Genomic DNA, 12,217 nt, shown 5'->3' on the forward strand with positions numbered 1-12,217 from the left:
CACGCAATGAAGTCGTTGACCACATAATCGCGTCACGGTAGCCTTAGAAGCGTTTTTGAGTCGCCTGTCGTATAGCTTGGAAGGACTTGTTATGCGCGTCTCCCGCCGTTCCATCGCAGCGGCTTCACTCGCTGCGATGCTGACTTTGACTTCCGCGACCGCTGTGCACGCGGAAGAAGCACCCGCAGGGGAGCAGAACCCGCCGTCCAGCTTCAAGTTTGAGAAGGGCAATTCCTCGGAGCAGGTTGGTTCCTCCCGCGTGGAAGAGGAATGCGAGTTAGACGAAAACGGTAACAAGATCGAGCCCTGTAAGGAGACGGTCCGCGAGTTCTACCCGTTCAAGAACTCCTCCGAGCTTTTCGCGCCATTTGAAGACCCAAGCTCGTTTGCGGATGAAAAATTCAAGCAGTCTTCCAACGGCAAGTACCCAGATGGCGCGCCGGAATGGTTCTGGCCGCTGGTGATCACCGGTGCTGTGCTGGGCGTGATTGGATCCTTCCTCGCGGCTCTGGTGCCCAGCGGTCTGCTTCGCGTATGGCTGGTGAAGTGAGCAAGCGCATAGGCATTATGGGTGGGACGTTCGATCCCATCCACAACGGTCACCTTGTTGCCGCGAGCGAAGTCGCAGACATCTTCGACCTGGATGAGGTGATCTTCGTTCCCACGGGGCAGCCGTGGCAGAAGGCTGGGAAGAAGGTCTCCGACGCCGAAGACCGCTATCTGATGACGGTGATTGCCACGGCCTCCAACCCGCGGTTTCATGTTTCCCGGGTGGACATTGACCGGGCTGGGCCGACGTACACGGTGGACACGCTTAAAGACCTCTCGGAGAAGTACCCAAACGATCAGCTCTTCTTCATCACCGGTGCTGACGCGTTGGCGTCGATCATGTCCTGGCACGAGTGGGAGAAGATGTTCGATCTGGCGGAGTTCGTCGGCGTGACCCGTCCTGGCTATGAACTCAGTGAGGATGGGCTGCCCGCCCAACACCAGGAACGCACGCACTTGATTGAAATCCCGGCGATGGCGATTTCCTCGACCGATTGCCGCTCCCGCGCCGCAGCCGGCCGTCCGGTCTGGTACTTAGTGCCGGACGGGGTTGTCCAATACATTTCGAAGAACTCCCTCTACACTTAAGGGGAGCTTCCGCTTAACCGCGCATGCCCAGTTGACCGCTGGGGGTGAGATGCCACGCTTTTTCCTGAAAGGACCCGCCCGTTTGACTGCCTCTGATACCGCCCGCGACCTTGCCGTAATCGCTGCACGCGCCGCCGATGAAAAAATTGGCCGCCACATTGCCGTGATTGACGTGTCTGATGTCATGGCTATCACCGACATCTTCGTTGTTGTCTCGGCCGATAATGAGCGCCAAGTCTCCGCGATCGTCGAAGAGATCGAGGACGCGTTGACAAAGCAAGGTGTCGAGCCAAAGCGGCGCGAGGGCAACCGTGAATACCGGTGGGTGTTGCTGGACTACGGCAGTTTCGTCGTCCACGTTCAGCGGGACGCGGAGCGTGAATTCTACGGTCTCGATCGCCTCTACGCGGACTGCCCGCGCATTGAGGTCGAGGGCATTGACGCCGCACCTGCGCCGGGCCAGTACAGCGCCGACGTTGATTTCCGTCAGCTTGAGTCCATCGAGGATCTACCGCTCGCTGGCGAAGGCCCTGCGGACGAAGACGACGAGGGTTACGGTGATTACGGCACCGCGGCGTTCGGCTCGCGGCTGTAAAGGATCCGCATCGCATGGCTACTCGACGATTGATCCTTTTGCGCCACGGACAAACTACCTATAACGCCGACAAGCGCATGCAGGGCCAGCTTGATACGGAGCTGTCCGCTGTGGGCATCGAACAGGCTCACGCGGCGGGGCAGTGGATGAAAAATTTCGACATCGCTAAGATCGTTTCCTCCGATTTATCGCGCGCCTACGATACCGCGGCGATTATTGGGCAGGCGCTGGGACAACCCGTCGATAAGGATGCTCGTTTGCGCGAAACCCACTTGGGCGCGTGGCAGGGAATGAAACGCGTGGATGTGGATGCGCAATTCGTTGGCGCGCGCGCAACGTGGCGCCATGACGCGACGTGGACGCCGCCGAAGGGCGAGTCACGGGTACAGGTGGCCGCGCGCGCACGCAGCGTCGTCGATGAGCTGATGGCGAGCTTTACTGAGTGGGACGGGCGAGCCGTCTTATTTGTCGCCCATGGTGGAACGATTGCCGCGCTGACCTCGAGTCTGCTGGGCCTAGATGTGACCCAGTACCCGATGTTCAAGGGACTGAACAACACGAATACGTCGCAGCTGGCGGCGCGTCCGCGCTTCGATGGTGCCAACACCCCAGATGCCTTCACTCCGGACATGGGGCCGGATGACGTTCAGTGGTATTTGGAGGCATGGAACCAGGGGCTGACCATCTGATGGCGGTCCGGGTCGTGGTGGATAGCTCCGCAGGCATTCCCAAGAAGGTCGCGCGGAAGCTGGGCATTACCGTGCTTGATCTTCACATGACCCACACTGAGCAGTCAGAAGACATCTCCACCAGCGGCCTCAACTCGCTGGAACTCGCCGCGGCGTACGCGCGTCAGCTTGAGCGCGGCAAGGACAAGGGCCTAGTCGCCCTGCACGTGGGAAAGCGATTGTCCTCCACGTGGACCGCGGCGGAGGCGGCCGCGGCGGTTTTCGACGGCAAAGTGCACGTGGTGGATACCAATACCGCCGGCATGGCAGTGGGGGCGGCCGCGATCGTCGCGGCGTCATTCGCGAAGTCGGGCGCAGACCTGCCCACGTGTGTGCGCGTTGCGGAAAAGACCTTGGCGGCGAGTGAAACGTGGCTGTACGTGAACCAGCTTGAGCAGATGCGCAAGTCCGGCCGGTTGTCTAAGGCAGCGTCCGTGATTTCGGCTGCTTTATTGGCCACCAAGCCGATCCTCCACGTCAAAGAAGGCAAGCTGGAGCTGGCCACCAAAACACGCACCCAGGCCAAGGCGTTTGCGAAGCTGACGGACTTAGTGGCCGAGCGCGCCAGCGGCGACCCGGCCTTCGTTGTGATCCAGCACTCGGGGGAAGAAAAGGAAGCGTCGAAAGAGCTCAAGGCCATGCTTGTCGACGCCTTGTCGCCCGACTCGCGGGTCATCATCCGGAAACTCACCCCAGCGCTCGTGGTGCATACCGGCACGGGCGCCATTGGTGTCTCCGCAGTATTCAACGACGCACTGGAACTACAAGATCCGCCGGCGGACGCCGAGGATTAACGCTTCCGGCTGCGCACAGCGGGCCTGTGGATAACTTTTTGGCCTGTCAGCTGCGGAAATAGGTTTATCCACAGGTGGCTTTGGTCGCGCGCACACGGTGTCGTTTTTAGTTCTAGCGTCACGGGTATGACGAACACAGCACTTTCAGACAGGATCCGTGAACTCACCCGACCAACAGGCGAAGAAGACATCATGGATGTTGACTACCCACCGCCGCGCGTGGAGGTAAGCCCGAAGCAAGCGATAGCCGCGCTGGCGGTCGTTGTGACCTTATGCGCCGTGTGGGTGGCTGCCCACACGCGCGGGGAGACGGGTCCCCCGGAGCAGATCGCAGCGGCCACCGAGGACACCTGGCAGACCGGCACCACAGGGACTCCTGGGTCCCCCGGTGTCACCGGGCAGCCGGGAGCGAACGGGATGATTGTGGTGTCGGTAGTGGGGGCCGTCGATAAGCCTGGGCTCGTGACCTTGAATTCAGGCTCGCGCGTCGCGGATGCTCTCGCGGTGGCGCACCCTCAGCCAGATGCGGATTTGCTTACGCTCAACCAAGCGCAGGTGCTTATCGACGGCCAGCAGATTCTTGTTTTGGCTAAAGGCCAGGCGCCACCGGTGGGAGCCGTGGGAGCTTCGGCCGCCGGCGGTGGCGGTTCAGGCGGTGCGGCTGGGGCAGGGACGATCTCCTTGAATTCTGCAACGGCAAGTCAGCTGACAGAACTGCCCGGGGTTGGGGATGCCACTGCGGCGGCGATCATTGCGCACCGGGAAGCTAACGGCCCGTTCACGTCTGTTGAGCAATTGATGGATGTCAAAGGCATTGGTCAGGCGAAGTTTGATGCGGTCAAAGACTTGGTCGTTCTCTAGCGCACTGCAGTTGTAGGGAATTCGCTGGGGGAGGGCATGAGCGAACTGCGGCTGGTTGCACCGGCGGTGGTCGTGTGGGCGGCCGCTGCGCTGGTGATCGTGCATGGCTGGGGGCTGGCCGCCGTGTTGTCGTGCGGTGCCGCGGCCTACTTATGCGTGGTGCGGCAGGAGGGGCTGGCGATTCTCACGGCGGGGCTCGGATTGATCTCCGCTGCGGTGGCGAAGGTGCGTGTTTCTATCGCGCGTTCGTGGGATTTTACTGGTGGCGTGGTGGGCGCCGTGGCTGGTGAACCGAAAGAACTGACGGGCGGGACGTGGCTGGTCCTCGTGCGCCCCGAAGGCTACCCAGATGCTGTGCCGGTGTTTGCGCGGGATCTTCCGGACGGTGTAGTCACCGGGGCGATAGTGAGTAGCCAGGGGCGGGTCGGTGAATCAACGATCCCCGGGGTGGGGTCCGCCACGATCAGCGGTGCGGTTGAGGTGCTCCATGGCCCGACGGGGGTAGCGGCGTTGGCCGGGGAGGTGCGCGCGAACTTCGTCGCCGCTGTTCACGCCTTTGTTGGGAGAGATTCCGTGGGCCTCATCCCCGGCATGGTTTTGGGGGACACCTCAGCGCAGACCGTCGAGGAGAAACAGGAATACATAGCCACCGGCTTGAGTCACTTGAGCGCGGTGAGCGGGAGTAACTGCATGTACGTCGCTGCGGCGGCACTTTTCGTGGCGCGGATGGCCCGGCTGGGTCTGCGCGCGCAGCTGGTGTGCGCGGGCGTTGCCTTAATGGTCTACGCGGCGTTGGTGGGCCCGCAGCCTTCCGTGCTGCGGGCGACGGTGTCTGGGCTGGTGGGACTCGTGGCGATCATCAGTTCCTCGCGCGCGGAGCCAATCCACGCGTTGTGTCTTTCCGTCGTGGGACTGGTTCTGGTGGATTCTGGCTTAGCGGTTGATTACGCCTTCGCGCTTTCCGTCGCGGCAACGGCGGGGATCATCGCTTTATCGCCTGTGATCTACCGCGCGATCGCCTACGTGTGCGTTCCCATTCGCGCACCCGACCTGCTGCTGCGCGTGGTTGCCGTCGCGATCGCAGCCGACATGGTGACAGCCCCGATCATTGCCGCGATGGTGGGCCGCGTATCTCTAGTATCAGTGCTCGCCAACGTTGCTGCAGCGCCCGTGACCGGGCTGATCACGGTTCTCGGTTTTGTCGCTGCTGTCCTCGCACAGATTCCTGTGCTGGATTTCCTAGCCGCTCCGGTGCTGTGGGTGATTCACCCGCTCACCTGGTGGATTAGAAACGTGGCCCGCGTACTCGCCGGAGTCGGATGGGCCACCGTGCCAGCCAAACCTACATCGGTGTGCCTGATCTACGGGTGGATTCTTGCCGCGATCCTTGCGCCCCGGCAACTCCGCGGCATGCGACCCAAGCGGCGGTGTCGCGGGGCCGAGTAAACTTTCCTTCCATGACAGCACCGGTGCATTTGGTCCTTGGGGAAGAAGAATTCCTCGCGGATAGGGTGACGGAACAAATCATTGAAGAATCCGGCCCCCAAGCGGAAGTGACCACCATGCGCGCGGGGGAGGTGTCGGAAGGGGAATTGCTCCAAGCGACCAGCCCGTCGCTGTTTGCTGAAGAACGGGTTGTGGTGATTACCAACCTGGACCTCGCGGGTAAAGCGATCCAGGAAATCGTCCTTGCTGCTGCGATGGATACGCCGCCGGGAATGACGCTGGTACTCGTCCATTCCGGCGGCGGGCGGCAAAAGGTCTACGTAAAAAAGTATTCAAAAATTGCCACCGTGCACCAGGTGGATCCAATCAGTCAGTGGGAGCGGCCACAGTGGGTGACAAGCGAGTTCCGTCGTCACGGCGTACGCCCCACGCCTGACGTGGTGCACGCTGTGCTTGAATCCGTGGGCTCAGATTTGCGTGAGCTTGCCTCCGCCATTGACCAGCTCGTGTCTGACATCGATGGGGAAATCACGGTTCCTGCAGTGCGCGCCTATTACGTCGGTGTGGCCGAGGTGTCTGGCTTTGACATTGCGGATCAGGCGATCGCCGGTAACGCGGATAACGCCATTGCTAGCACGCGCCGGGCCCTCCAACTGGGCGTGGCACCGGTAGCCATCGCGGTGGCACTATCGCGCAAGGTTGGGGAAATAGCCAAGCTGTACCAGACCCGCGGTGACCACAACGCGATCGCGCGCGAAGTAGGGATGCACCCGTATGCGGCAAAGCTGACCATGCAGGCCGCCCGGCGGTGGTCAGGCGAAGCCGTAAGCCAAGCTGTAGTCATCGTTGCGGACTTGGATTCCGCGCTGAAAGGCCACGGTGGAGACGAGCAGTTTGAGATAGAAAACGCAGTGCGCCGCATCGCGTCACTGGTCTAGGGTTACCAGCGGCGATGCGGCGCGCGAACTAACTGATCTACGGGGTTAGTTAAGGAAGAAATTCACAACTTCGTACGTGGCGCTTGGGTTGTTAAACCAGGTGTGCCCGGGATACTCTGCGCCGGTGCTATCGATCTTCATCAGCTTGGTCGGTGCCACGCAGCCTGAGTGCTGGAAAATTTCGGTGTTTCCAACGCGCTTCGGGGCAGCGGCGGAAACATTGCATCTGTTGCGCAGACCGGTCTCGTAATAGACGGCAGGAACGCCCTTGTACGGTGCGCCGTGGCGGGTGCCGCCACCGTACTGGACAACGTCATCTTGCTTCGAGTGCATGATCAGGGTCTTCACTGATCCGCCAACGCAGTTGGACACTGTTGGGTTGTAGTAAGCACCGGCCACGCCAGCAACGCCCTTGACCAAGTTCGGTGCGTGGCAGCCGAGAGCCAGAGCCATGCCACCGCCGTTGGACAGGCCCGCAGCGTAGACGCGGAAACGGTCACCGCCGTAGTTGGCTGCGAGGTCGTTGACGATGTTGCGAATGAACTGGACGTCCTCACTGATTTGGGTGCCGGAGTACGGTGCGCCGGCCCATGCGGGGGTGCCCTTGGACGCATCGGCCTCTGGGTACACGACGATCGCGCGGCTGCCTGCTGCGGTTTCAAGCTTCTCGTAAGCACGAGTCCGTGTAGCGTTGTGCTGCCATCCACCGAAACCGAAAATCACCGGGTAGGACACGGACCTGTCAAAACCGGCCGGCAAAACAATGTGGTAGGTACGATCCTTGCCCCACACGGTCGTAGCCTTGGTCACCGTTTGGCTCGGCACAAACGGGTTGGACGGCAGGCTGGGGACGCTCGGGGCGCCAGCGCCGCCACCGCCGCCCAGCGCGTCCAAAAGTGCAGACGACATTTCACTGAAGAACTTCAAATCGGCTTCGGAAGAGCCGGCACCGGACGACAACTGTGCGTGAGCGGGGGAAGCCATGCTGGAAATCCCCAGCAAGGCAGCGGCCATGGCGGCCCAGATGCCGCGGCGTGAAATTTTCATGAAAAGGAGCGTAAAACATATACAGCCACCCGTCAAGGCGAAAGACGGGTGGCTGGTGTGAAAAATGTTAACTTATGAGGTTTTCTTTGAAAACCCGAAGAAGAGGCTTAATTCTCGCCCATCTTGTTGAATGCGCGGGCCATGTTCGACTTCTTGTTAGCGGCGTTGTTGCGGTGGAACACGCCCTTGGTCACAGCCTTGTCCAGTTTGCGGGACGCAACGCGAAGCTGGTCTGAAGCTGCGGCCTGGTCTCCAGACTCAACGGCCTCGTTGAACTTGCGGATCTCCGTGCGAACTGCGGAGCGAATGGACTTGTTGCGCTGACGACGCTTCTCGTTGGTCAGTACGCGCTTCTTCTGCTGCTTGATGTTTGCCATAGCTACACCTCTTAGATCTGTGTTGAATATGCCTGACTGGACTTTTCCAATCAGGGTGCTAGTGCTACCTAGCGACAGACTTTCACCGACATCTGTTCCGCCATTCAGGTGTGATCCACTGAGTGAATTACCGTGGCGAATCAGAATCGTGAACCCAAGGTCCTGTCCACGAGCGTGAATGTCCGGCTGCTTAGTGTAACGTGGCCGGGCTGAGGGCCAAAATCAGCTCCAGTCGAAGCGCTTGCGCAGGCTATCGGCAATGCGCTCGAAGCGGCGGGGAGGAAACAGTGTTCCGCGGCGGCGCACATTGTCTTCCGGGATAGACAACACCTTGTCCAGACGTACCCAGCACGGGGTTCCGGATGCCTGCCATTCCCCGCTGCCGATCGGCAGCCAGTCTTCATCATCGGTGTGGTTTTCATTCGCTGAAATCAACAGGCCTAGCACTTCGTGCCGGTCGCGGCCCACCACAAGCATCGACCTCTCTTGCGGAGGATCTGTCGGCGGGCTGAACCACACGACTTCACCCGATTCTGCTTGGCCGTCCATATCGGGGGCGTAAAAGATATTGCGTGACATCGTCGCGGTGGGGATGACCTCAATGTGCGCAACCGGCAGATCACTTAATTTCTCGGAGGTGTTCCCCAGGCGCTCGTTGAGCAGGTCTAATCCTTGATCAAGTGCCGATGTGTCTCGACGGCGGCGGTCAAGGCGGTGCTTCGCATGAGGTGGCTCATTGGTGGCACCGTCGTGGGCGCGCCAAGACCGAATCATCTTCGGTGGAAAGAACTTAGGTAGCCGCACGCCCATACTGAAGTAATCTACGGTTCAATCGCGCAGATTTACACCCCGCCAGCCTCAATCTGCCGGATCAATTCACGGGTGGGTACTAACGCGGAAGGGTCGTTGTGGTCCCGGGCGGTGCGGGCGTCCGTTAGAGCGCGGAGCGTGAGCGCACGCCAGCGTTGCGGGGTGAGGCCAAAATCGTTGGCCGCGCAGTAGTTGTACAAGCCGACGCAGTTGGCCAGTACATCGCGCTCTTCTGCGCTGAGAGTGTTCGTGTCAGCAAAAAACACGGGTAGTGCGCGGTGGTTCTGGGCAAATGAACGATTCAAACGCCGGTACTGCGGGTGCCCGGTGATCATGTCCACGCCTTCTTTCACACCTAGAGCGGCGCTTGCGAAAAACGCCACAAAGGATGCGAAAGCGGTGCCAAGAGAGAGAACCAACAGTTGCCAGGACAGTGCAAAGAGCGCGGCGATAAAACTTACGCCGGTGGCTACTAACAAAACGCCGGCGAGGAGCAGCACCCACTTCGCAACCGATTTCTTCCGCGCCGGGGCATTGCGCATGTCTTCGGCTTCCAAGAACGCATCAAGTTCAGCCGGGGAAGTAAAAACGTGCGCCGAGGAGCCGTCGATAAGCGTGCGAGCACTACGTGGCATCGCGAACAGTGTGAAGTCCTGAGGGAAAAGCTCCACCGAGGCATCCCAATCGCCAAGGTCGCCGAACCGCGCGGGCATATTGTGTGTAGGTGTCACGGGCTCCCTTTCGTGGTTTAGCTTCAGGTCAAGCATGCTCATTCGTACATAGAAACGTCGCTGGGGCCGGAAACATTCCGTCAACGGGGCGAAAGTGCGCCTGGGGCGGGCGATGCTGTTAGATTGTTAGCGTTATGACGAATTTTGCGGTTGAAACGTTCACGGACCCAGCGCGGATCCGCAATTTCTGCATCATTGCTCACATCGACCACGGCAAGTCCACGCTGGCAGACCGCATTTTGCAGCTGTCCAACGTGGTGGATGCGCGCGACATGCGTGACCAGTACTTGGACAACATGGACATTGAGCGTGAGCGCGGTATCACCATCAAAGCGCAGAACGTGCGCCTGCCGTGGATCCCTCAAAGTGGCACCCACCAGGGGGAGAACATGGTGCTGCAGATGATTGACACCCCGGGCCACGTCGACTTCTCCTACGAAGTCTCCCGCGCCCTCGAGGCGTGTGAAGGCGCAATTTTGCTTGTCGACGCAGCCCAAGGCATTGAAGCGCAGACCCTAGCCAACCTGTATATGGCGATGGACAATGACCTTGAGATCATCCCGGTGTTGAACAAGATTGATCTGCCCGCGGCTGATCCGGACAAGTACGCCGAAGAAATCGCGCACATCATTGGGTGTGAGGTCGATGAAGTTCTGCGCGTCTCAGGCAAAACCGGCCAAGGTGTGCCGGAGCTTTTGGACAAGGTCGTTGAGCTGATTCCGCCGCCGACCTCTGAGCACGGCGCCGACGCGCCTGCACGCGCGCTGATCTTCGACTCCGTGTATGACACGTTCCGTGGCGTGGTGACGTACGTGCGCATGATGGACGGCAAGCTCACGCCAGGTCAAAAAATCAAGATGATGAACACTTCGGTGACGCACGACGCCTTGGAAATCGGCGTGGTCTCGCCCACGATGACGAAGACGAAGGGGCTTGGCCCGGGCGAAGTCGGCTACCTAATCACCGGCGTGAAGGACGTGCGCGAAACCCGCGTCGGTGACACCGTGACCTGGGCGAACAAGGGTGCTGAGGAACCTTTGGCGGGCTTCGAAGAGGTCAAGCCGATGGTCTACTCCGGCCTGTTCCCGGTGAGCCAGGAAGACTTCCCCGCGCTGCGTGAGAGCTTGGAAAAGCTTCAGCTTAACGACGCTTCGTTGACGTGGGAACCGGAGACCTCCGTGGCGCTGGGCTTTGGTTTCCGCTGCGGATTCCTGGGCCTGCTCCACATGGAAATCACTCGTGACCGACTAGAACGCGAGTTTGACCTTGACCTGATTTCCACGGCGCCATCGGTGACGTACCGCGTGATTGCGGAGGACGGCACCGAAAGCTACGTGCACAACCCATCTGACTGGCCCGGCGGAAAACTCCAAGAGGTCTACGAACCAACGGTGAACATGACCATCATCGTTCCGCAGGAATTTGTGGGAACCACGATGGAGCTCTGCCAAACCAAGCGCGGCCAGATGAAGAACATGGAGTACCTCTCTGAGGACCGCGTTGAACTGCGCTACATTATGCCGCTTGGTGAAATCATCTTTGATTTCTTTGACATGCTGAAATCCCGCACCAAGGGTTACGCGTCTTTGAACTATGAGGAAGCCGGCGAGCAGGCCGCCAACCTGGTGAAGGTGGATATCCTTCTGCAGGGCGAACCCGTGGACGCGTTCAGTGCCATCGTCCACCGTGATTCTGCTCAGTGGTACGGCAACAAGATGACCAAGAAGCTGAAGGAACTCATCCCGCGCCAGCAGTTTGAAGTTCCCGTCCAGGCCGCGATCGGCTCCAAGATCATCGCTCGCGAGAACATCCGTGCACTGCGCAAGGACGTCTTGTCCAAGTGCTACGGCGGTGACATTTCGCGTAAACGCAAACTGCTGGAAAAGCAGAAAGCCGGTAAGAAGCGCATGAAGGCTATCGGCTCCGTCACGGTTCCGCAGGAAGCTTTCGTCGCCGCACTTTCGACGGACGAGGAGTAACCACCATGGCTGACACCCCCACCGGTCCGGAGGACACCAACAACCTTCCCGGCAGCGCCGGGGCTGTCCCGGACGACGTCCAAGCGTTCGCCGCAAAGCTCTTCGACCTTGCCCGCAACGGCGATGCCAGCCTGCTCGACTACATCGACGCTGGCGTTGACGTGGACATGACCAACCAGGACGGCAACTCTTTTTTGATGCTTGCCGCGTATTCCGGCCACGCCGACCTGGTGGCGGCGCTTGCCGCACGCGGCGCTAACCCCGACAAAACCAACGAGCGGGGCCAAACCCCAATCGCCGGCGCTGTGTTCAAGAAAGAAGACGCCGTCATCGATGCGCTTCTTACCGCCGGCGCCGACCCGACGCTGGGCACTCCCGACGCCATCGCCACTGCCCAGATGTTCGGTCGCGACGATCTGGTGCAACGTTTCACGGGTGCTTAAAACCGCCCACCCCCAACCTAGCGCCAACCCGCGACCTCGGTCTTACCTCCATCCCCACCCCTCCGCCCAACCTCCATCGAGCACCAACTCCTAAACCCCAACTCAAATCATCGGTTTTAGTTTCCGTCGGAACCTATAAGCGCAAGCGAAGTTGGCCAGGAAGGCTGGAAATTGCCGTTTTTCGTGTTTTTCGGGGGCTCCCGGCCAACTTCGCTTTGGCTTATATGTTGCCGCGTGGAGGATTGCCGTACGGCTTGGCCGGGACAGCGACATGGCGTCTCGCAGCCGATTCCAGCTATGGGTAGGTACGTCCGCCCCCAGACCGCCTCGG

At 60.3% G+C, this 12,217-nt stretch carries 14 protein-coding genes; 10 read left to right on the forward strand and 4 right to left on the reverse strand.

Features of this window, described 5'->3' with window-relative positions:
* Window positions 1–91: 91 nt before the first annotated feature.
* The 8 genes from CAQUA_RS03060 to holA all read left to right on the forward strand — a co-directional run bounded on the left by CAQUA_RS03060 (window position 92) and on the right by holA (window position 6,499).
* Window positions 92–550, forward strand: a complete 459-nt coding sequence (locus CAQUA_RS03060) for a hypothetical protein (RefSeq protein WP_196824575.1) — start codon at window positions 92–94, stop codon at window positions 548–550.
* The gene (gene nadD / locus CAQUA_RS03065) at window positions 535–1,137 is read left to right on the forward strand and encodes a nicotinate-nucleotide adenylyltransferase (RefSeq protein WP_196824574.1); all 603 of its coding nucleotides are present in this window, start codon (window positions 535–537) and stop codon (window positions 1,135–1,137) included. Before CAQUA_RS03060 ends, nadD begins: the two co-directional genes overlap by 16 nt.
* Before the next feature lie 82 nt (window positions 1,138–1,219).
* Entirely contained in the window at window positions 1,220–1,732 is a 513-nt protein-coding gene (rsfS, locus tag CAQUA_RS03070) for a ribosome silencing factor (protein WP_231375433.1), read from the forward strand.
* Window positions 1,733–1,746: 14 nt separating this feature from the next.
* A complete protein-coding gene (locus CAQUA_RS03075; protein WP_196824572.1) occupies window positions 1,747–2,421 on the forward strand; it encodes a histidine phosphatase family protein in 675 nt (224 codons plus the stop codon).
* On the forward strand, window positions 2,421–3,254 hold the full coding sequence (locus CAQUA_RS03080; protein ID WP_196825628.1) for a DegV family protein: 834 nt from the start codon (window positions 2,421–2,423) through the stop codon (window positions 3,252–3,254). The genes CAQUA_RS03075 and CAQUA_RS03080 overlap by 1 nt, the downstream gene beginning before the upstream one ends.
* 126 nt (window positions 3,255–3,380) lie before the next feature.
* Window positions 3,381–4,115, forward strand: coding sequence for a ComEA family DNA-binding protein (locus tag CAQUA_RS03085; protein ID WP_196824571.1), 735 nt, complete (start codon window positions 3,381–3,383; stop codon window positions 4,113–4,115).
* A 36-nt stretch (window positions 4,116–4,151) separates the two neighbouring features.
* On the forward strand, window positions 4,152–5,561 hold the full coding sequence (locus CAQUA_RS03090) for a ComEC/Rec2 family competence protein (RefSeq protein WP_196824570.1): 1,410 nt from the start codon (window positions 4,152–4,154) through the stop codon (window positions 5,559–5,561).
* Window positions 5,562–5,572: 11 nt separating this feature from the next.
* The gene (holA, locus tag CAQUA_RS03095) at window positions 5,573–6,499 is read left to right on the forward strand and encodes a DNA polymerase III subunit delta (protein ID WP_196824569.1); all 927 of its coding nucleotides are present in this window, start codon (window positions 5,573–5,575) and stop codon (window positions 6,497–6,499) included.
* A gap of 45 nt (window positions 6,500–6,544) precedes the next feature.
* Here the strand turns inward: holA and CAQUA_RS03100 are convergent, their stop codons facing one another.
* The 4 genes from CAQUA_RS03100 to CAQUA_RS03115 all read right to left on the reverse strand — a co-directional run bounded on the left by CAQUA_RS03100 (window position 6,545) and on the right by CAQUA_RS03115 (window position 9,464).
* Complete coding sequence (locus CAQUA_RS03100; RefSeq protein ID WP_196824568.1) at window positions 6,545–7,546, reverse strand: CE1 family esterase; 1,002 nt, start codon at window positions 7,544–7,546, stop codon at window positions 6,545–6,547.
* A gap of 107 nt (window positions 7,547–7,653) precedes the next feature.
* Window positions 7,654–7,923 carry a 30S ribosomal protein S20 gene (gene rpsT, locus CAQUA_RS03105; protein WP_196824567.1) on the reverse strand — a complete coding sequence of 90 codons (270 nt, stop codon included), beginning with the start codon at window positions 7,921–7,923 and terminating at the stop codon, window positions 7,654–7,656.
* 222 nt (window positions 7,924–8,145) lie between these two features.
* The gene (locus CAQUA_RS03110) at window positions 8,146–8,697 is read right to left on the reverse strand and encodes a type II toxin-antitoxin system PemK/MazF family toxin (RefSeq protein ID WP_196824566.1); all 552 of its coding nucleotides are present in this window, start codon (window positions 8,695–8,697) and stop codon (window positions 8,146–8,148) included.
* 68 nt (window positions 8,698–8,765) lie between these two features.
* Window positions 8,766–9,464 carry a hypothetical protein gene (locus CAQUA_RS03115; RefSeq protein WP_196824565.1) on the reverse strand — a complete coding sequence of 233 codons (699 nt, stop codon included), beginning with the start codon at window positions 9,462–9,464 and terminating at the stop codon, window positions 8,766–8,768.
* Between the two features lie 134 nt (window positions 9,465–9,598).
* On the opposite strand from CAQUA_RS03115, the gene lepA reads away from it, so the two are divergent.
* A complete protein-coding gene (lepA, locus tag CAQUA_RS03120; RefSeq protein WP_196824564.1) occupies window positions 9,599–11,443 on the forward strand; it encodes a translation elongation factor 4 in 1,845 nt (614 codons plus the stop codon).
* A 5-nt stretch (window positions 11,444–11,448) separates the two neighbouring features.
* A complete protein-coding gene (locus CAQUA_RS03125; RefSeq protein WP_196824563.1) occupies window positions 11,449–11,886 on the forward strand; it encodes an ankyrin repeat domain-containing protein in 438 nt (145 codons plus the stop codon).
* Window positions 11,887–12,217 lie beyond the last annotated feature (331 nt).

The sequence above is a fragment of the Corynebacterium aquatimens genome, assembly GCF_030408395.1.
GTDB lineage: Bacteria > Actinomycetota > Actinomycetes > Mycobacteriales > Mycobacteriaceae > Corynebacterium > Corynebacterium aquatimens.